Here is an 18,419-nt window from a genome sequence, read left to right on the forward strand (position 1 = left end):
GGTTGCGGAGGTGTCAGCGCTTGCGGCGCTCGACGACATAGGCGTACTGGTCGGGCCAGGTCGGCTCGGCGTCGAGCGTGAGGGCGGCGTGCTGTGGCCAGTAGGGGTTGCGCAGGAGTTCACGGCCGAGGAGGACCGCGTCGGCCTGCCCGCTGGTGAGGATGTCCTCGGCCTGCTGCGGCTCGGTGATGATGCCGACGGCTCCGGTGGGGATGCCGGTGGCCTGGCGGGCCTGGGCGGCGAAGGGCACCTGGTAGTTGGGCCCGGCGACGATCTTGGCGTCGGGGACCATGCCGCCGGTGGACACGTCGAGCAGGTCGACGCCGTGGGCCGTCAGTTCCTTGGCGAGGCGGACGGTGTCGTCCCCGGTCCAGCCCTCGCGCTCGTCCTCGGGATTCTCGGTCAGCCAGTCGGTGGCCGAGGTGCGGAAGAAGACCGGCAGGTCCTCGGGCCACACGGCGCGGACGGCGTCGACGACCTCCAGGGCGAAGCGGAGGCGGTTCTCGAAGCTGCCGCCATAGGCGTCGGTGCGGTGGTTGGACGCCGGGGAGAGGAAGGAGTTGATCAGGAAGCCGTGGGCGCCGTGCACCTCGACGACCTGGAAACCGGCGGCCAGCGCGCGCCGCGCGGAGTCCGCGAAGTCCCGGACGAGCTGCTGGATCTCCTCCAGGGTCAGTTCATGAGGAACGGCCAGTCCGCCGAACGCGATGGCGCTGGGGGCGACGGGCTGCCAGCCGCCCTCGGCCTCGGGCACGTACCGGTCGGAGAGCCAGGGCTTGTCCATCGACGTCTTGCGGCCGGCGTGGGCGAGCTGGATGGCCGGGACGGCGCCGTGCGCCTTGATGGCCTCGACGATGCGGGTGAACGCCTCCTGCTGGCGGTCGTTCCACAGACCCAGGTCCCAGGGGGTGATGCGTCCGTCGGGGCGTACGGCGGTGGCCTCGGCCATGACCAGGCCCGCGCCGCCGGCGGGGCGGGCGGCCAGGTGGGTGAGGTGGAAGTCGGTCGGCACACCGGTGTCCGGGCCTTCGGAGGCGGCGGAGTACATGCACATCGGGGACATCCACACCCGGTTGGGTATCTGGAGGGATCGCAGGGTGAGGGGCGTGAACAGGGAACTCATGCGGGTGGTGCTTCTTTCGTGGTCGGTGGCCGGTGGTCGATGCCATCGGGCGGGTCGGGTGGTCCGTGGCGATGGCGGGCGCAGAGGTTGCACGGGCTGGGGCGTAGGCCGCTTCGAGGACTCGCTCAAGACGCCGTCGAGATGCGGGGGCGGGCGGGAGCGCCGGGTTCAGGCGAGGCGGGCGACGGCATCCGCGACGGGGGTGTCGCCGGAGGTCAGCTCGACGATGACGTGGCTGAGGGCGGGCTCGTGCAGGGCGGCGTCGATGAACGCGGCGACATCGTCGCGGTGTACGTCGCCGTACTCGACGGCGGGCCCGGCGGTGACCCGCCCGGTACCCGGTCCGTCCAGCAGCGTGCCGGGGCGGACGATCAGCCAGTCAAGACCGGTGCGGGTGAGATGGACGTCGGCACTCTTCTTGACCCTGACGTAGTGCTCGAAGCCTTCGGACGCTCCGTCGCCGCGCAGGGCGTCGGGGAACACGGAGACGAGGACGAAGCGCGGGACTCCGGCGGCCTCGGCCGCAGCGGCTGCCTTCTCCAGGCCTTTGCCGTCGATGAGCGTGGTCTTGTCCATGCCGGTTCCGTGGGCGCCGGCCGAGAACACCACCGCGTCGTGCCCGGCGAGCTTGCCTGCCAGCTCTTCGAAAGAGTCGGCGATCAGGTCGCCGGTCACCGGCGTCGCACCGGTCGCGCGGATCGTGTCGGCCTGGGCCGGGCCGCGGTGCATGCCGGTCACCTCGTCGCCGCGCTCGGACAGCAGGGCGGCGAGCCTCCTGCCGACACCTCCGGCGGCACCGATCTGGAACACCTTCACGGAATCGTCTCCTTCCTGGCCGGATGACCAGTCGCGCCACTTGTCTTAATGTTGACATTGCGACAACGGCAGAATGTTAACATCAGGACATGGAGAAGAGTCAACCCACAGGAGAGCGTGCGGTGGCCCCCGCCCGCCGCCGCGGACTGGCCGACGAGGTCGCCGATCGGATCCGGGAGGCGATCTTCAGCGGTGCATACGCCCCCGGCGCACCGCTGCGAGAGGTCGAACTCTCCGGCGTACTGCAGGTCAGCAGGGGGCCGGTGCGTGAGGCTCTGCGCGTGCTGGAGCGCGAGGGGCTCGTACACTGCGCCTGGCACCGCGGCACCGTGGTCACGACACTGTCCGCCGAGGATGTCGCCGAGCTCGACAGCCTGCGCGGCGCCCTTGAGGATCTCGCCGTCCAGCAGGTCATCGCGCACGCCTGCGAGGAGGACCTTGCCGCCATCGAGAAGGCGGCCGGCGTGATGGACCGCACGACGGACCCGCACACCATGGTCCGCCTGGACATCGCCTTCCACGACGCCGTGTTCGCCGCCACCGGCCACCAGCGTCTCGCCGCGGCCTGGGAGACCATCCGCTGCCAGGTCCACCTGTTCCTGCTGACCCGCATCGGCCTCAGCACCGAGGGCTATCTCGGCTGCATCCCCCAGGAGCACCACGCACTGGCCGCCGCCCTGCGCGCCCGCGACCCCCAGGCCGCCCTCCCCCTCTTCGCCGCCCACCGCCGCCACGCGTTGGACGTCGTCACCGGCACGTCGAACCACCCGGCCTGACCATCGGCCCGCCACCATCCCGCCACCAACTGGGCACTGCCCAGCGCTGGTTGAGCGTCTCTGGAACCCGGGCCCTGACCCCTGATCCGGTCACGCCGCGATAGTCCGGGGCGCGTACCGTCCACCCAACTGCCCGTGCCCGTGTTCCGGCACTACCTGGTGTCCGCCTGAAGGGGTGCCAGCCGAATCTCTGGCGTCAGGACGGTCGGCGGGCCCCGTTGGCGGGTGATGCGCGGGCGAACCAGGTCCGCGACTCGTCTGCGGTCAGGACACGGGTCGCCTCGGCCGTGCCCGGAAGGTGCGGGAAGAACCGGTGAGCGTTCCAACTGCGCCCGTAGGCCAGCTCGTCGAGCACGCGCAGGCGTCGGACTGAAGCCCGACCAACCAAGTACAGAGGCCGGTTTGTCCCGTCCGGGCGTTCGTCGGACCGAGTTGCTACCCGTCGATGTCCACCGGAACCCCGCGGAGTCGCAGTCGGGTCCTCAGAAGCTGCATCTCCGACAGTGTGCCCACCACACCCTCGTGGCTCAGTCTGTCGGCCAGTTCGCGGGCCTGCGACAACGACACGGCCTCGGCCTCGCGGAAGGCCTTGAGCGCCGGGACAAGGCTGGACACCGGCTCGGCCAGCCGCAGTCTGGCGGGGCCGTGCACCGCGAGCAGCGCCTCCCGCACATCGTCAGGAGCCGGCCCCTGGCCCGCTTGTTCACACAGGTAGGTGCCGCAGCTGTCGCAGGAGAACTCGGCATCCCACCACAACTCACCGTGGTTGATGAACTGGTTCAGCTGTCGCACCGCCGCGCTGCCGCACGCGCAGCGCGATGCGATCTTCGCTGTCTGACCAGTCACCCGGGCCCCTTACGTCCTGCTCCTGCCGTCGCGATTTTCTCGCGGCCGGGGATCCCGGTGTGACTGAATTCGAGAAGAGCCGCGGCCCACTCGGGCCCGCATGGTCACGACGTGGGGAACCGGAATCCGGCGAACGGCGAAGTACCGGTAAAGGCACATGACTTCAGCACCATCGATCCGACGAAAGGAGCCCCGGTGACCGTCGAACCAGACGTCAGAGTGGGGCAGGAGAGTGACGCCTCGGTGGTGGAACGGTCGTGGCACGAGCCCGAGGTGTTCGCCGTGCTCTTCGACCGCCATGCCGACTCGGTGCACCGATATGCGGCGCGCCGGCTCGGTGGGGAGGCGGCCGAGGACGTGATGGCGGAGACCTTCACCACCGCGTTCCAGCAGCGCTTCCGGTACAACACGGGGCAGGCCGGCGCCCGTCCGTGGCTGTTCGGCATCGCGACAAACCTCATAAGCCGCCACAGGCGTGCCGAGGCACGGCGGCTGAGAGCGCTCGGACGGCTGCCCCCGGACGGCACCGGCGGCGGCCGGGCCGAGGAGACGGTCGCCGACCAGGTGGCGGCGCGGGTCACCGCGCAGGCGGTAGGGCCTGAACTCGCCGGTGCCCTGGCCCGGTTGCCCGCCCGGCATCGGGACGTCCTCCTCCTGGTCGCCTGGGCCGACCTCGGCTACGAGGAGGTCGCGCGCGCCCTGAACGTGCCGGTGGGGACGGTCCGGTCACGGCTGCACAGGGCCCGCAGAAAGGTTCGCGAGGCATTGGGCGGATCCGATCCAACCGCTCTCCGAGAGGAATCCGAGGAATCAGACGATGGAGGTTTCCGGCGATGAATGAACTCAAGCTCCTCAGGGAGTGGGACGCGGACGCGCCTGCTCTCACGGACGCCGCCCGTACCCGTGCCCGCTTCCGCCTGCACCAGGCGATGCGGGAGCCCGCCGCCCCCATGACCATCGGCCGCCGTCCGCTGCTGCGGGTCGCGGTGGCCGCTGTAGCCGCTGGGACGGTCACCGCGACCGTGGTGGTCGCGCAGAACACGGGGACCTCTCCTCACACCCAGCCGGTGAGCGCGGCCACCGTGCTGCGAGGGGCGGCGTCCGAGGAACGCAAGCTCGAAAAGCCGATCGCGCCGCGCGACGACCAGTTCATCTACAGCAAGGAGATCACCAAGGAAACCCCGGTCGGAGGCGGCCGCACCAAGACATACGTCGACGAGAGCTGGAGCTCGGTCGACGGCTCCAAGAAGTCGTACGGCGGCGAGCTGGGCAATGCCCAATGGTTCCCGCCGTTCAAGCCGGGGGAGCGCCTTTGGCCGCCGAACAGGTGGTCGGAGCTGAAGCAACTGCCCACCGACCCTGTCAAGCTGCCGATCGCGCTGCTCGGTCTCCTCGGGAAGCCGGACCCCGACGGGCCGTTTAAGTGGCTGATGGTCCAGACCGGCCTCTCCTACCTTCTCCGCAAGGCCGTTCTGCCGAAGGGGCTGCGCCCCGCGGCGTTCGAGGCACTCGCCACCGTCCCCGGCATCAAGTTGCTGCCGGGCCTGACGGACGCGGCGGGCCGCCCGGGCGTCGGTATCCAGTACGTCGACCCCAACATGCCCCGGGGGGGCGTCGAACAGGTGCTGGTCTTCGACGCGAAGACGTATCAGTACCTCGGCACGCGCGGCCAGCGCAAGGAAGGAGGGACGACGTACCAGCAGTGGTCCTACCACGCCGTCGGCGGCGTCGTGGACCGGGTGATGCAACGCCCCTGAGGGCGGCCCGCCCCTCCGAGGGGGCGGTGCCGGCTCCGGCTCCGGTGACTCGGTCGGCGACGATACGCTCGTTTCCGATCGGACCTCACACCAGGAGCCGGACATGTCCAGGACCGCAGACGTGGACCTTGTGTTCGCGCGTGCCGTCACCGTGAGCACCGTGGTGAGCGCCTTGGCGGAAGCGGGATGGTCGCTGGAGGAGCCGCTCGGGCTCTCCTACGTGGTGAACGACGACGACTCGTTCGACTGGCAGGCGACATCCGTCGACCGGGCCGATGAGATCCTTTCCCTGCTGGACTCCCCGGAGAATCGTGCATTCGATGTCGCGATCTGCGTCTACCACCCGGAAGCTGGAACCGGTGGCCAACTGCTGTTCCCGCCAGGCCGTACGCGGTGCTACTTCCTCCCGACGATCTACCGGCGAAGCCTTCCGGGAGCACCCAGGCTCACCGACATCGCCTGGTACCTGAACGCCCTGGTCCCCGCCCTTCTGCCTGCCGGTCTCCTCAGTTACGAAGCGCGCGATCTGGCCGACTGACCAGGTGCGAACTTCCATCGACACTCCGCGAGCCACGGACTGAACACTTGGCCGGCCGGGGGACGGTCGGCGAACGCATGAAACCGGGCCCCGCGGGTCACCAAGGGCCGTGGTCGATCAGGCCCAGGGTCAGGACGGCCGTCGCGGTGGAGAGGAACACGATCCCGCCCACGATGTTGCGGGAGCCCACCCGCAGGTGGGCGATGATCGCACCGATGAAGTACAGCACCAGGCCGCAGGCGGCGAGGGTTCCCAGGAGCGGCACCGCGAGCCCGGCCAGCAGCCCCACAGTGCCCGCTGCCAGCAGCATGCCGAGCACCGGGACCCACTTCCGGGATATGCCCTTCATGTCCGCCTGGGTCTTGGGGTATTCGTGGCCGATCAAGTAGGTGACGGCGGCGGCACCGTTGAAGACCGCGCCGAGGATCGTGACCGTGAGGTAGGCGGCGAACACGAATTCTCCGTTTCTGTCGGGAACAGAGCGACTGGGCACTCCGGATGGGATTCCGTTCTCCAGGAGGACGAGTCGGCCACTCGGATTTGTGACATGGGTGGTCGGCCGGATTCGCCAGTCGTGCCGAACGCCCTCCTAACCTGGTGCCATGGCGAACTGGCGGCGGTCACTTGGTCGTGGATTCTGGGCTGTGGATCGGGCCCTGGGCGGGCAGCTGCCTCCGACTCGGGTCCAGAAGTGGGTTGCCCGACACCCGATCGGTACCGGTCTCTGCGTGGCCGTTCCCATCGCGCTCTTCCTCCTGATGGCGTCAGCCGAGGACGAAGCAGGTGGGCCCCTGCCCGCCGTACTGGGAGGGCTGGCCATGGGATTGATCTTTGCCCTCACAGCCGGTGCGGAGCGACTCCGGCAGCGCCGGCTCAAGCGCCTGGGGATCTGGGACGGATCTTGAGAGGGCCCAGGAGCGGGAGAGGAACCAGGGCCGCCCTTCCACCGGGTCAGAGGCTGCGCGCGCTGATGTTGCCGTAGCTGGTGGTCGCGTGGATGGCGAGTTGGGCGGTGGCGCCGTCCGTGTTCTTGAGGGCGTTGTCGATGCGGCCGTAGGGGGTGGCGGCGTCCAGGGTCGCGGAGACTGCGCGGGTGGCGCCGACCGTGATCTCGCCGGACTCGGTACGCAGGGTGACCGTGCCGCGTACGGCCTCGGTGATGCGGAGGTCGCCCTTCTGGGTGCGGAGTTCGCCGGATCCGCCCAGGCGGCCGACGGTGATGTCGCCGGCCTGGAGGGTGAGGCGGGCGCTGTCGGTCTCGTCGAGCTTGACCGTGCCCTGCGCGCTCTCGTAGGTGACGTCGCCGAGCCGTCCCACGCCCCGGAGTTCGGCGCTGGCCGTCTTCGCCTCGACGCGGGAGCCGGCGGGCAGTTGGACGGTCACCTCGACGGCCCCCGACTGGCCGAGGACGCGGTTCTTCGCCGGTGCGGCCTCGATGCGCAGGACGCCTTCGCCGTAGGCGACCGTGATCTGCTCGGCCGCCTTCACGTCGCGGCTCTTGGAGGCGTTCGCGGGCAGGATCTCGACGGTGGTGTCGGTGCGGTCGGCGGCGATGAACCGAATACGTCCCGCGGGGATGTCGAGGACGGTCAGGACCGGTGCGGGAGTGTCGAACTTCTGCATCGTGCTCTCCTTGGACTTATTTCGTTCCCTTGTTTCCAACAATGGAAAAGCTACGTTGCGTTCACATATCTAGCAACAGACTTGTTGCGATCAGTCGGCATTCTTGCAGGTGAACGCAGAGATTTCGTTGCAATAGTTTCCGATTTAACGCAACAATGAACACTCGGCGCGTTGCAATGAAATGGAAGCGAACGCTATGGTTGAGGTGTTACGGAACCGCAGGAACCACGGAGGAGACCGCGATGCCGGGAGGCAGGCTCACCCAGCCCGAACGTCAGCAGATCGCGCTCGGGCTGACCGACGGCCTCGCCTACGCGGAGATCGCCCGGCGCCTGGAGCGGCCGACCTCCACCGTCACACGTGAGGTGATGCGCAACGGCGGTCCCACCTCCTACCGCGCCGAGGCAGCTCACCGCGCCACCGAACGCCGCGCCCACCGGCGCAGGACCACCACACCCCGAGGGCCGCAGACGCCGGCGCCCGCCTACGGACGTGACGCCGAGGCCGTACGCGAGTACGAGGAGGTGTTCACCACCGTCCTCACCGCTTCGGGCATGCCCACGATGATGTCCCGGGTGATGGCCTGCCTCACCCTCACCGACTCCGGCAGCCTCACCGCGGCCGAACTCGTCCAGCGCCTCGACGTCAGCCCCGCGTCCGTGTCCAAGGCGATCGCGTTCCTGGAGAGCCAGGGCATGGTCCGCCGGGAACCGGGCGAACGTCGCCGCGAGCGCTATGTCGTCGACGACGACATCTGGTACGAGTCGATGATGGCCAGCGCCCGATCCACCGCCCAGCTCGTCGGCATCGCACGGCGGGGCGTCGGCGTCCTCGGCTCCGGCACCCCGGCCGCCGCCCGCCTGGAGAACATCGCCCGCTTCCTCGACTTCGTCTCTGAGAGCATCGCCCGCGCGGCGGAGCAGGCCCGCGAGATCCTCCACACGAAGCCCGCGGCACCCTCGGGCGACTCGGACGACTCGGGCGATGCCACCGCCGAACCACCGCGAGAAGATCGGTGACAAGTCCCCCTCAGGCGCTCAACCGGCTTACCCCGCCTATCGGGTGACGAGTCGTCAGCCATCCGTTCGCGCCCGGTCCGAGGTGGACCTCGTTCGGGCCGCGGAACCCGAGGGACCTCAACTGGTCCCCATGCCGAGGGGACATCGTGATCGCGACGGCGGTCGCATCCTCGTCGTCGACAGCTCGCAGGCCCGGTGCCAGCAGGTCGGCGGCCACGGTGTGGTCCCAGGCGCTCGTGTCGTGCAGCGCGCCGACGAGGAACACCTTCCAGTGCGGCAGGTCGGGTCCTACGTCCTTCAGCCACATCGGCAGGGCCGGGCAGTCGTCCGGGCCGGTGGCGAGCTCGCGGGCGAGCAGACTGCTGAAGCGGGTGTCGGGGGGCTCGGACCCGACGCCGGGCGGCAGCCAGACGGCAGCCGCGAGGAGCCCGCCGTCCGACCTCTCGGCCACCCATATCCGGCCCTCTTCGAGGGCGTAGTGGGCCAGCACCAGCCGCATGGCACTCCTCGTCTGCTCCCAGTCCGGCAGGGAGCCCTCCGGAAGCGTTGATGCGGATGCGGATGCGGGCGACGCGATCATGCGTACCACCGCGGGCACGTCAACCAGTTCCGCCGCGCGTACGGCCGCCAGAGGGCGCAGTTGAGGCATCGTCATCATGGGCGCGGTCATCATCGGCGTCGTCATCGTGCTCTCCATTTCAGGCCGCCCGGCTCGTGCCGGTGAGAATCCGGGTGGGTCGCAGGTCCGGCGTCGGCATCGGCATCGGCATCGGCATCGGCATCGGCATCGGTACGGGTACGGCGTTCGGGCCTGTCCGGCGCGGTGCTTGCTGTGGCCGGATCTTGGGCTGGGGCCGGCTGAGCAGGACCACCCCATGGGCGGCCGTCGCCGCGCCGGCCAGGGCGAGGAGGGTGCCGGTCCCGCCGTACTGGAAGCCCTCGCCGAGCAGCGTGACGCCGATGGCGGACGCGGCGACCGGGTTGACGAGGGTGAGCAGCGCGAGGGGGCCGCCGAGACCGCTGCCGTACGCCTTCTGGGCGAGCAGTAGCCCGCTTGCGGCGAATCCGACGGTGAGGACCGCGACCAGCGCCGTGCTCCACGTCGTCCCCGCCCCGACGGCGAGCTTCTGGGCCAGCGTGGAGCCGACTCCGGAGGCGATGCCGGAGGCCGCCGCGAAGGCGAGGCCGCCCGTGGCCGAGTGGATGGCCGAGCGGCCCGAGGCCAGGCGTACGAGCACCGCGATGACGGTGGCGGCGGCGAGCGCGACCAGCAGGATCTCCGTGGTGCTCAGGGTGCCGTCCGGCCCGCTGCCCGAGGCGGCGACGGTCAGCAGTGCCGTCAGCCCCAGGAGCGTGAGGGCCATACCGCGCCACTGCGTGCCCGAGGTCCGGCGGCGAGCGGCCAGCGAGCCCAGGGGCACCGCCACCACGAGGGTCAGTACGCCGAGCGGCTGCACCAGACTCAGCGGCCCGTACCGCAGGGCGACCACGTGCAGCAGCGCGCCGCCTGCGTTGAGGAGGACCGCTCCCCACCACGAGCCCCGGGCGAGCGCCCCGCGCAGATTGGCCGTTCCGGCGGCGGTACGCTCCTGGACCACGGCGGCCGTGGCGTAGCAGAGCGCGGAAACGAGGGAGAGAGCGACGGCCAGGAGTACTGGAGAGCTCGTCATCACATATTCCCATCGATACGAAACGGTTTCGTACCGACAAGCTACGGTGACCCCGATCGAAACGCAAGCGTTTCTATAGCTAAGATCGGATGCGGGCGCCCGCCCCACTCGACATCGCCCCAGGTCACGGAGTGATTGAGTCCGGATAAAAACCCCAATTCTCCGGCAACCATCCGGCCCCGGCAGCGTCTTACAGCCGCAGGGGCTCGCTCCGGACCAGGACGTACGGGTCAGGCACATCGGTGCCGCGTCGCGTATCGCTCGCGTATCTCGCACCGCACCGCGGCGCGCTGAACCACCGCACTGCCTCGCACCACACCTTTGGCGAATCCGGGGGGATTCATGTTTCGCACCATCCGTATCGGCCGCCCACTCGCCATGGGGGCGGCCGGTGCGCTGATGTCGCTGGGCTCGGTGGCTGTCGCCGCGCCCGCCGTGTGGGCCGCGCCGGGGGAACCGACTCCGTCGGCCGGGCCTTCGCAGACCTGCTGCCACACCGAGCTGGCCGTGGACGGGCCCGGCACGCTGGGGCCGGCCGGACAGCCGGTCGACTTCACCGAGAAGCTCACCAACACCTCCGCGACCGAGCCGGAGGACGTCCTCCTCGGCCTGGTCGCGGACGCCGGGACCGGCATGCCGGAGAACGGCCTGGCCATCTGGTACCGCACCGACAGCGGGGCCTGGGAGAAGGTGCCGCTGGAGTACCGCAGCGGTTCGTTCCAGGGGACGCTGCCGCCCACCATCACGCTCGGCCCCGGCGAGAGCCGCGTCCTCCACCTGCGCCTCGGGCTGCCGACGGGCGAGCCGCACAACGGCGACAGCAACGGCGGCACCCGGTCCGTCAAGCTGACCTCCTCCGTGGGGGCCGCCGACGGTTCCTCGGCTCTCCAGGCCCGTGACGTGCGCACCATCCCCGTCGAGGGCCTGACCGCCACCCTCACCGGCGTACCCGCCACGGCCGTGTCCGGCGGGGCTCCCGTCGAGTTCGAGGCCACCGTGGCCAACACGACGGCGTCCGACTACGTCAACGTCAGCAGCGTCCTGTTCACCGACCGCCACACCACCGTGCAGGTGTACCGCGAGGGCGAGTGGGCCGCGCTGACCCCGGTGCTCGCGGCCTCCGAACCCGACACCGCGGGCTTCTACCTGCGCGGCCACGACTACGCGGCCCCGGCGGGCGACACCGGCACCGTACGGGTACGCGTCTCCTGGAAGGCGAACGCTCCGCTAGGCAGGACCCGCCTCGCTCAGAGCGTCATCGTCGACGAAAGCGGCTCCGGCTCCGTCCCGTTCCGGGGTACGTACGTGGGCGCCGCATCCGCCCAGCTCACGCTGACCGCCGGCCAGTCGGCATCCCCGAGCCCGATCTCGAGCCCGAGCCCGACCACGTCGGCAGCACCATCGGCATCCGCATCCGCATCGACCGGCGCCACACCAACACCCACACCCACATCCACGCCCACGCCCACGCCCGCCGCATCCACCGCGCCCGCCACCACTCCGGCCGGCACCGGCACCCAACTCGCCAGCACCGGCGGCGACAACGGCGGCACGCTGGTCCTGGCCCTCGGCGGCACCGCACTGATGCTCGGCGGAGGCTCCCTGGCCGCCTACACACGGTTGCAGCGCCGCGCGTAAGGGAGTTCGAGGCCGCTGACGTACCCACCCTCGCCGGGGCGGGTACGTCAGCGGCCCGTTCGGGGCAAGTACGTCAGGCGGGGAACACCGCCGTACCGCCCTGCGTCAGCTTCCAGTTGGTGACCGCGAAGTCGGCGGGGTTCAGGGTGCCCTTCGTCGTCACGTAGTCGATCATCAGCTGGCGGATCTCGTTCGTCGAGCTGTACGCGATGTCGGCGGCGGCGATGTGCGGGTACCCGGAACCCCCGTTGGCACGGTAGTTGTTCACCGCCACGACGAAGACCTGGTCGTCGGTGACCGAAGTGCCCTTGTAGGAAAGGTTCTTGATCCTGGAACCCTCAGCCTGCGCGATGTCGATGTCGTAGTCGACGCCGGCGGCGGTGTCGTACATGTAGTCCCAGAAGTTGTTGGCGTTCGTCAGCGTCGCGGTGTCGACGGCCGTGCCCGCCGGCACCTGGTGGTAGTACTTCGCCGCGAACTCCAGGTAGTCCTTGAGCTGGGCGCCTGTCAGCTTCTTGCCGTACAGGGTGTTGTCGTAGATGTAGAGCCCGGCGACATCGCGGATGCTGACGTCACCCTTGGGGATGTCGGCACTGCGGCTGAAGGGCGCGGCGACGGAGATCAGCGGGAGGGCGGCGTCCGCGGTCGACAGGCCGGTGGCCACGGTGGCCATCTGGACCTGGTGGATGAAGTCCATGACGGGGACGTCCTTCCAGCACGCCTCCGCCGCCGACAGGTCCGCCGTACACGTGCCGACCGCCGTGTTCACGTACTTCACGACGAGATCGTGGTCGGCCTTGAGCAGCTTGGTGATTTGCTCGTCCTCGGCGACCGCGTTGCTGTTGAGGGTCTTCGCCTTCGTGCTGGTCACCTTCCACTGACCGCGCTCGAGTTCGAGCTCGAAGTCGAAGACGGTCAGGCGCATGCCGTAGCAGTACGGCTCGGAGAGGACCACGTCCTTGCCGGTCGTCTTGTTGGTCACCGTGTAGGACGACACCTCGGTGTGCGTGTGCCCGACGAGGATCGCGTCGATCCCGGGCACCTGCTCCGCCACCAGGTTCGACGCGTTCTCGACGTACGGCAGCTCGGTCCCGTACGACGAACTGCCGTCCAGGCCCGAGTGATCCGTGAGGAAGACGACGTCACAGCCGAGGGCTCGCATCCGCGGGACGTACTTCTTCGCCTGCTCGACGAGCCCCGTGAACGTCATCTTCCCGGCGACGTTGTCCTTGTCCCACAGGGCGATTCCGGGGTTGGTGAGGCCGAGGATGCCGACCTTGATGTCCGGTGCGCCGGGGACCCGGATGCGCTTGACGGTGTACGGCTGGAAGGCGGGCTTGAGCGTCTTCGCGTCGAGGGCGTTCGCGCCGAGGAGCGGGAAACGGCACTGGCTCTCGAACTTGCGGAGGGTGTCGATGCCGTAGTTGAACTCGTGGTTGCCGAGGGCGGCGGCGTCGTAGCGCATGGCGTTCATGGCGATGGCCATGGGGTGCTCGGGGCCGCGCTTGCCCTTGCCCGCGTCGATGGGGTCCACGCGCGCGTAGTAGTACGCCAGCGACGTGCCCTGGATGATGTCGCCCGCGTCGACGAGCAGGACACGGTCCTCGCCCTTCTCCGCGCGCTGCTGCTTGATGAGGGTGGCCACGCGGGCGACGCCGACCGAGTTGCCGGCCTTGTCCTTGTAGGCGGCGTCCGTGTAGTAGTCCCAGTCGAAGACGTGACTGTGCAGGTCGGTGGTGCCCAGGATGGAGAAGGACCAGGTGCGGGGCGGCTTGCAGTGCGCGCTGTCGGGGCGGTCGGCGGCCTGCGCGGGGGCTGCCGCGACGCTTCCGGCGGCGGCCACGACGGCACCGGTGACGGCCGACTTGTGCATGAACTGACGGCGGTTCATGGGCGAGATGGGCATGAGGGAACTCCTGAGCAATCGGTGGCTGCACGCGTGGCTACACGCGTAGATCGTGGCGCCAGACCGGTCACCCAGGAACCAAGAACAGGCCATGACAGGCCATGTCCCGGTCAATTCCAGCGAAAGGTTCGGATCCCACCCCTCCCGTTAACCCCCTGTGACCCTTCTGTCAGTGGTGTGACCTAATCTCTTCCCCACTGGCCCACTCAGGGCCGAGCGGCCCCGTTTCCGGGGCGTTTTCGTACCGGGGGGTTCGAAATCATCGTGCAAAGACGCACTCTCTCGACCGCACTCGCGGTCACACTCACTTTCGGTTCCGTCGCGCTGACGACCGGCGTCGCGGGCACCGCCATGGCGGACGACCAGCGGGGCCTGGGCGTCGTCTCGTTCGGGGACATCGTCGTGGACGGCGTTCACCAGCGGGTCTTCGTCAGTGATCCGTCCGGCGACCGGATCGTCGTCACGGACTACCAGGGCAACCGCGTCAAGGAGTTGTCCCGCCTGGGCGGCGTCAGGGGTCTGGAGCTGTCGGCCGACTCGGGCACGCTGTACGCGACGGTGCCCGACAACGTGGGCGGCACCGCCGACGCGATCGTCGCCGTCGACACGGCCACGGCCACGGAGTCGGCACGGTACGCGACGGGTGACGTGAACCCGCAGTCCGTGGCCCTCGCGGGCGGCAAACTGTGGTTCGGATACGGCACCCCGGGCACCGGCAACATCGGCTCGGTCGACCTGACCGACCCGGAGCACAAGGTCACCCTGGACGCCGACGCGGCCAAGCCCTGGAGCGCCGCTCCCCTCCTGGACGCCGCGCCGGGCTCGAACAGCCTGGTCGCGGGCCTGCCTGGCCTGGCCTGGACCGAAGTGGGCGTGTACGACGTCTCGTCGGGCACCGCGACCGCCACCGCGCGCAAGACCGTCGCGGGCAGCGAACTGCGCGACCTCTCGGTCACGCCGGACGGCGGGCGGATCGTCCTGGCCGCCCAGGACCCGTACAACCACGTGACGTACAAGACCTCCGACCTCACGTCGGACGGCAAGTACTCCAACACCGCGGGGTCCGCCAACTCGGTGGCCGTCGCCCCCGACGGCACGGTCGCCGCGGGCAACGACACGTACTTCGGCCAGGGCCTGAACGTCTACCGGCCGGGCCGCGCGGCCTCGGTCCGGGACTACGACCTCGTCAACGGAGGCAGCACCGGCAGACTCGCCACGGCGGGCCTCGGCTGGGCACCGGACAGGTCCCGCCTCTTCGCGGTGACGGAAGCCCAGGACAACAACTACGACCTGCGCATTCTGAACAACCCGACCAAGGCCGTCACCAGCGTCTCCGTCACCGCCCCGGCCAAGTCCGACCGGGCGAAGAAGCTGACGGTCAAGGGCAAGCTCACCAGCAAGGTGGCGGTCCCCGCCGGCACCAAGCTGACGATCACCCGCAAAGACCTCACCAACCCGAGCGGCCTGAAGATCGGCACGGCGACGGTCGCGGCGAACGGCACGTTCTCCTTCACCAACAGCCCGCCGTCCGGCGGCAAGGTGACGTACTCGCTGTCGTACGCGGGTGACGCCGACCACCTGGCGTCCTCCGGCTCGGACACGGTCGACGTCTCGCGCGCGGCGACCTCGCTCGGGCTCTCCAACAACAACAAGACGTACGACTACGCGAAGAGCGTCAAGTTCACGGCGCACCTCGGCAAGACCTACAAGAACCGCAAGGTCGAGATCTGGGCCGACCCGCACGGCTCCGACCGGCCCAACAAGCTGGTCAAGTCCGGCACGGTCAACAGCAACGGCGACTTCTCGGTCACGTACAAGCCCACCCGCGACACCCGCCTGACGGCACGCTTCACGGGCGACGCGCGCTACGCGCCCAAGACGGTGGCCAGCACGGTCTACACCAGGGTCAAGGTGTCGACGTCGATCAGCCGCCAGTACAAGAACAAGAACGTGTACGGCCAGACGTACGCCTACTTCCACCAGGCCACGGTCCCGCTGTTCACCACGTCCATGACGGCGTACCCGCACCGCCGGCAGCGCCTCCAGATCGAGTACTTCTACGAGGGCACGTGGTACGAGGGCGGCTCCCAGTACTTCGCCCTGGACTCGTCCGGCATCTCCCGCGTCGAACTGGGCGGCACGCACGACATCGGCTTCCGCTTCCGCATCCGCTCGTCCTACCTCGACGGCGCATCGGGCGACAACGTGAACACGACGACGCACGGGGCGTGGAAGTACTTCATCTTCACGAGCTGAGTAAGAACTGACCCGGGAAACGGCTGAACGACTGAGGGGCACCCCGTCGGACGGGGTGCCCCTCAACTGTTCCGCTGCCCTAGATGAACGAGTTGATCTCGATCGTCTCCGTGCGCCCCGGGCCGACGCCGATCGCCGAGATCGGTGCGCCGGACATCTCCTCCAGGGCCTTCACGTACGCCTGGGCGTTCTTCGGGAGGTCGGCGAAGGTCTTGGCCTTCGTGATGTCCTCCGACCAGCCGGGGAGGGTTTCGTAGATCGGCTTCGCGTGGTGGAAGTCGGTCTGGGAGTACGGGAGTTCCTCGACGCGCTTGCCGTCGATCTCGTACGCCACGCAGACCGGGATCTCCTCCCAGCCGGTGAGGACGTCGAGCTTGGTGAGGAAGAAGTCGGTCAGGCCGTTGACGCGGGTCGCGTAGCGGGCGATGACCGCGTCGAACCAGCCGCAGCGCCGGTCACGGCCGGTGGTGACGCCCCGCTCGTGGCCGATGCGGCGCAGGGCGTCGCCGTCCTCGTCGAAGAGCTCGGTGGGGAAGGGGCCGGCGCCGACGCGGGTCGTGTACGCCTTGAGGATGCCGATGACCCGGCTGATCTTCGTCGGGCCGACGCCCGAGCCCGTGCAGGCGCCGCCCGCGGTCGGGTTGGACGACGTGACGAAGGGATACGTGCCGTGGTCGATGTCCAGGAGCGTGCCCTGGCCGCCCTCGAAGAGGACCACCTTGCCGTCGTCGAGCGCCTTGTTGAGGAGCAGGACGGTGTCGGCGACGTACGGCTTGAGCCGGTCCGCGTAGGTGAGGAGTTCCTCGACGACCTGGTCGGCCTCGATCGCCCGGCGGTTGAAGACCTTGGTGAGGAGCTGGTTCTTGCCGTCCAGCGCCGCCTCGACCTTCTGCGTCAGGATCGACTCGTCGTACAGGTCCTGGACGCGGATGCCGACACGGTTGATCTTGTCGGCGTAGGTCGGCCCGATGCCACGGCCCGTGGTCCCGATCTTCCTCTTCCCGAGGAAGCGCTCCGTCACCTTGTCGACGGTCACGTTGTACGGCGTGATGATGTGAGCGTTACCGCTGATCAGGAGCTTGGACGTGTCGACGCCTCGCTCGTTCAGCCCGTTCAGCTCGGAGAACAGGACCGACGGGTCGACGACGACGCCGTTGCCGATGACGGGTGTGCATTCAGGTGTGAGGATTCCGGAAGGGAGGAGGTGCAGGGCGTACTTCTGATCGCCCACGACTACCGTGTGGCCGGCGTTGTTGCCGCCCTGGTAGCGCACCACATAGTCCACAGACCCGCCAAGCAGGTCGGTAGCCTTCCCCTTACCTTCGTCACCCCACTGAGCACCGAGCAGCACAAGTGCGGGCACGCGCGTACACCCCTTCCGGGCGGGGCATGTCCAAGGCCAGGGGTTTACGCGACAGAGCTGACAGCTCATGCCTCGTACACCGGCGACCATCATCGGCCGCAACCCGTCGGACCCGGATGCCCCGGAATAGACCAAGCCCCTGGCGCAATAGCGCAAGGGGCTCTTGCACAAAGATGCTACCCGAGGAAGCGAGGCATGACCGAGGTGGCGACTTCCGACCAGCTCTTCGTGGTCATCGACCCGGTCGCCCGGCGGACGGACGGCGAGTCTGTACGAATCGCGAAAGACGTGCTCAGCGCGGGTGCGAGAACAAAAGTGTGCCTCCCGGAAAGTACCGAGGAATTCGCTCGGGCACTGGCCAGGAGGGGATCCCGGAGGCCGGTGGTGATCGGCGACGACCGGGCCCTGCTGCGTACGGTGGCCCTGCTGCACCGGCAGCGGGAACTGGCCGGATGTGCGCTGTCGATCGTCCCGGTGGGCGCGATCGGAGTGCTCTCCCTCGCGCGCTCCCTCGGCGTCCCCACTGGCGCGGTGGCCGCGGCACGGGCCGTCCTGGAGGGCACCGAACGCCGACTGGACCTCCTCGTCGACGACAGCGACGGGGTGGTGGTGGGCGCGGTCCGCATTCCGGCGCTACGGGGGCCGGCCGACGGCTCCGAGGAGGCGGAGGCGGACATGGACACGGGGGCCGCGGCTCATCCCTGGCTGCGTAGCTGCCAGTCCCTGGTACGGACACTGGCGGCACGGCCGGTCCGGGGGGCGCGGGGAGCCCGGGTGGCCCCGCTGCCGGGCGGCCCCGGGCCCTCGCGGCTGCGCGTCGAGGTGGACGGGGTGACCCTCGTGGACCTCGACCAGCCGGTGGAGGCGGTGACACTGACGCCGGGGGTGTCCGGGGGCGCCCGGGTGGAGGTCCGCCCGGCGTCGGTGGGGGCGGAGGCGTCTCCGCTGGGGGCGGTGGGGGTGCGGGTGACGGTGTCCGGGACGGATTTCCGGTACCGGGCGGACTCGGGGCTGGTCAGCGGGCCTGTACGGCGGCGGACGTGGGTGGTGCGGGAGGGGGCGTGGGGGCTGACGCTGCCGGGGTGAAG

Annotated in this window: 17 protein-coding genes; 8 read left to right on the plus strand and 9 right to left on the minus strand. The window is 69.4% G+C overall.

All coding sequences use genetic code 11. The annotated features are described in order from the left end of the window. Window positions 1–13 precede the first annotated feature (13 nt). Together G3I56_RS17900 and G3I56_RS17905 are read right to left on the minus strand one after the other, a co-directional pair. Window positions 14–1,123: an NADH:flavin oxidoreductase/NADH oxidase gene (locus G3I56_RS17900; protein WP_164409993.1), complete on the minus strand. Its 1,110-nt coding sequence runs from the start codon at window positions 1,121–1,123 to the stop codon at window positions 14–16. Between the two features lie 168 nt (window positions 1,124–1,291). Further along, the gene (locus G3I56_RS17905; RefSeq protein ID WP_164409994.1) at window positions 1,292–1,939 is read right to left on the minus strand and encodes an NAD(P)H-binding protein; all 648 of its coding nucleotides are present in this window, start codon (window positions 1,937–1,939) and stop codon (window positions 1,292–1,294) included. Between the two features lie 89 nt (window positions 1,940–2,028). On the opposite strand from G3I56_RS17905, the gene G3I56_RS17910 reads away from it, so the two are divergent. Continuing rightward, window positions 2,029–2,715, plus strand: coding sequence for a GntR family transcriptional regulator (locus tag G3I56_RS17910; RefSeq protein ID WP_164409995.1), 687 nt, complete (start codon window positions 2,029–2,031; stop codon window positions 2,713–2,715). Between the two features lie 435 nt (window positions 2,716–3,150). Here G3I56_RS17910 and G3I56_RS17915 read toward each other — a convergent pair whose 3' ends face one another. Continuing rightward, window positions 3,151–3,561, minus strand: a complete 411-nt coding sequence (locus G3I56_RS17915; RefSeq protein ID WP_343239980.1) for a hypothetical protein — start codon at window positions 3,559–3,561, stop codon at window positions 3,151–3,153. Between the two features lie 195 nt (window positions 3,562–3,756). Here G3I56_RS17915 and G3I56_RS17920 point away from each other — a divergent pair, with 195 nt between their 5' ends. The 3 genes from G3I56_RS17920 to G3I56_RS17930 all read left to right on the plus strand — a co-directional run bounded on the left by G3I56_RS17920 (window position 3,757) and on the right by G3I56_RS17930 (window position 5,856). Next, the gene (locus G3I56_RS17920) at window positions 3,757–4,398 is read left to right on the plus strand and encodes an RNA polymerase sigma factor (RefSeq protein WP_164409996.1); all 642 of its coding nucleotides are present in this window, start codon (window positions 3,757–3,759) and stop codon (window positions 4,396–4,398) included. Beyond that, complete coding sequence (locus G3I56_RS17925) at window positions 4,395–5,318, plus strand: CU044_5270 family protein (RefSeq protein WP_164409997.1); 924 nt, start codon at window positions 4,395–4,397, stop codon at window positions 5,316–5,318. The genes G3I56_RS17920 and G3I56_RS17925 overlap by 4 nt, the downstream gene beginning before the upstream one ends. A 103-nt stretch (window positions 5,319–5,421) precedes the next feature. Continuing rightward, complete coding sequence (locus G3I56_RS17930) at window positions 5,422–5,856, plus strand: hypothetical protein (protein WP_164409998.1); 435 nt, start codon at window positions 5,422–5,424, stop codon at window positions 5,854–5,856. 97 nt (window positions 5,857–5,953) lie between these two features. Here G3I56_RS17930 and G3I56_RS17935 read toward each other — a convergent pair whose 3' ends face one another. Both G3I56_RS17935 and G3I56_RS17940 read right to left on the minus strand, forming a co-directional pair. After that, window positions 5,954–6,310, minus strand: a complete 357-nt coding sequence (locus tag G3I56_RS17935; RefSeq protein WP_164409999.1) for a DoxX family protein — start codon at window positions 6,308–6,310, stop codon at window positions 5,954–5,956. Between the two features lie 497 nt (window positions 6,311–6,807). Beyond that, window positions 6,808–7,479, minus strand: a complete 672-nt coding sequence (locus G3I56_RS17940; RefSeq protein ID WP_164410000.1) for a DUF4097 family beta strand repeat-containing protein — start codon at window positions 7,477–7,479, stop codon at window positions 6,808–6,810. A gap of 242 nt (window positions 7,480–7,721) precedes the next feature. Here G3I56_RS17940 and G3I56_RS17945 point away from each other — a divergent pair, with 242 nt between their 5' ends. Next, window positions 7,722–8,498, plus strand: a complete 777-nt coding sequence (locus G3I56_RS17945; RefSeq protein WP_164410001.1) for a helix-turn-helix domain-containing protein — start codon at window positions 7,722–7,724, stop codon at window positions 8,496–8,498. 10 nt (window positions 8,499–8,508) lie between these two features. Here G3I56_RS17945 and G3I56_RS17950 read toward each other — a convergent pair whose 3' ends face one another. Together G3I56_RS17950 and G3I56_RS17955 are read right to left on the minus strand one after the other, a co-directional pair. Then, window positions 8,509–9,183, minus strand: coding sequence for a hypothetical protein (locus tag G3I56_RS17950; RefSeq protein WP_164410002.1), 675 nt, complete (start codon window positions 9,181–9,183; stop codon window positions 8,509–8,511). A gap of 13 nt (window positions 9,184–9,196) precedes the next feature. Further along, window positions 9,197–10,168, minus strand: a complete 972-nt coding sequence (locus G3I56_RS17955; protein WP_164410003.1) for a hypothetical protein — start codon at window positions 10,166–10,168, stop codon at window positions 9,197–9,199. A 342-nt stretch (window positions 10,169–10,510) separates the two neighbouring features. Between G3I56_RS17955 and G3I56_RS17960 the strand changes: the two genes are divergently transcribed. Continuing rightward, entirely contained in the window at window positions 10,511–11,806 is a 1,296-nt protein-coding gene (locus G3I56_RS17960) for a hypothetical protein (RefSeq protein WP_164410004.1), read from the plus strand. Window positions 11,807–11,879: 73 nt separating this feature from the next. Here the strand turns inward: G3I56_RS17960 and G3I56_RS17965 are convergent, their stop codons facing one another. Beyond that, complete coding sequence (locus tag G3I56_RS17965) at window positions 11,880–13,712, minus strand: 5'-nucleotidase C-terminal domain-containing protein (RefSeq protein ID WP_164410005.1); 1,833 nt, start codon at window positions 13,710–13,712, stop codon at window positions 11,880–11,882. Between the two features lie 264 nt (window positions 13,713–13,976). Here G3I56_RS17965 and G3I56_RS17970 point away from each other — a divergent pair, with 264 nt between their 5' ends. Next, window positions 13,977–15,968, plus strand: coding sequence for an Ig-like domain repeat protein (locus G3I56_RS17970; protein ID WP_164410006.1), 1,992 nt, complete (start codon window positions 13,977–13,979; stop codon window positions 15,966–15,968). Between the two features lie 79 nt (window positions 15,969–16,047). On the opposite strand, the gene G3I56_RS17975 is transcribed toward G3I56_RS17970, so the two are convergent. Then, window positions 16,048–17,331, minus strand: coding sequence for an adenylosuccinate synthase (locus G3I56_RS17975; RefSeq protein ID WP_164410007.1), 1,284 nt, complete (start codon window positions 17,329–17,331; stop codon window positions 16,048–16,050). 195 nt (window positions 17,332–17,526) lie between these two features. Here G3I56_RS17975 and G3I56_RS17980 point away from each other — a divergent pair, with 195 nt between their 5' ends. Further along, the gene (locus tag G3I56_RS17980) at window positions 17,527–18,417 is read left to right on the plus strand and encodes a diacylglycerol kinase (protein WP_164410009.1); all 891 of its coding nucleotides are present in this window, start codon (window positions 17,527–17,529) and stop codon (window positions 18,415–18,417) included. Window positions 18,418–18,419 lie beyond the last annotated feature (2 nt).

Source organism: Streptomyces sp. SID12488, assembly GCF_010548275.1.
In the GTDB taxonomy this organism is placed as follows: Bacteria; Actinomycetota; Actinomycetes; order Streptomycetales; family Streptomycetaceae; genus Streptomyces.

Excerpts from the sequence above, each read along its gene's own strand:
- G3I56_RS17900 (WP_164409993.1), bottom strand. The coding sequence starts at position 1,123 with ATGAGTTCCCTGTTCACGCCCCTCACCCTGCGATCCCTCCAGATACCC.
- G3I56_RS17910 (WP_164409995.1), top strand. The coding sequence starts at position 2,029 with ATGGAGAAGAGTCAACCCACAGGAGAGCGTGCGGTGGCCCCCGCCCGC.
- G3I56_RS17925 (WP_164409997.1), top strand. The coding sequence starts at position 4,395 with ATGAATGAACTCAAGCTCCTCAGGGAGTGGGACGCGGACGCGCCTGCT.
- G3I56_RS17930 (WP_164409998.1), top strand. The coding sequence starts at position 5,422 with ATGTCCAGGACCGCAGACGTGGACCTTGTGTTCGCGCGTGCCGTCACC.
- G3I56_RS17940 (WP_164410000.1), bottom strand. The coding sequence starts at position 7,479 with ATGCAGAAGTTCGACACTCCCGCACCGGTCCTGACCGTCCTCGACATC.
- G3I56_RS17945 (WP_164410001.1), top strand. The coding sequence starts at position 7,722 with ATGCCGGGAGGCAGGCTCACCCAGCCCGAACGTCAGCAGATCGCGCTC.
- G3I56_RS17950 (WP_164410002.1), bottom strand. The coding sequence starts at position 9,183 with ATGACGACGCCGATGATGACCGCGCCCATGATGACGATGCCTCAACTG.
- G3I56_RS17955 (WP_164410003.1), bottom strand. The coding sequence starts at position 10,168 with ATGACGAGCTCTCCAGTACTCCTGGCCGTCGCTCTCTCCCTCGTTTCC.
- G3I56_RS17960 (WP_164410004.1), top strand. The coding sequence starts at position 10,511 with ATGTTTCGCACCATCCGTATCGGCCGCCCACTCGCCATGGGGGCGGCC.
- G3I56_RS17965 (WP_164410005.1), bottom strand. The coding sequence starts at position 13,712 with ATGCCCATCTCGCCCATGAACCGCCGTCAGTTCATGCACAAGTCGGCC.
- G3I56_RS17980 (WP_164410009.1), top strand. The coding sequence starts at position 17,527 with ATGACCGAGGTGGCGACTTCCGACCAGCTCTTCGTGGTCATCGACCCG.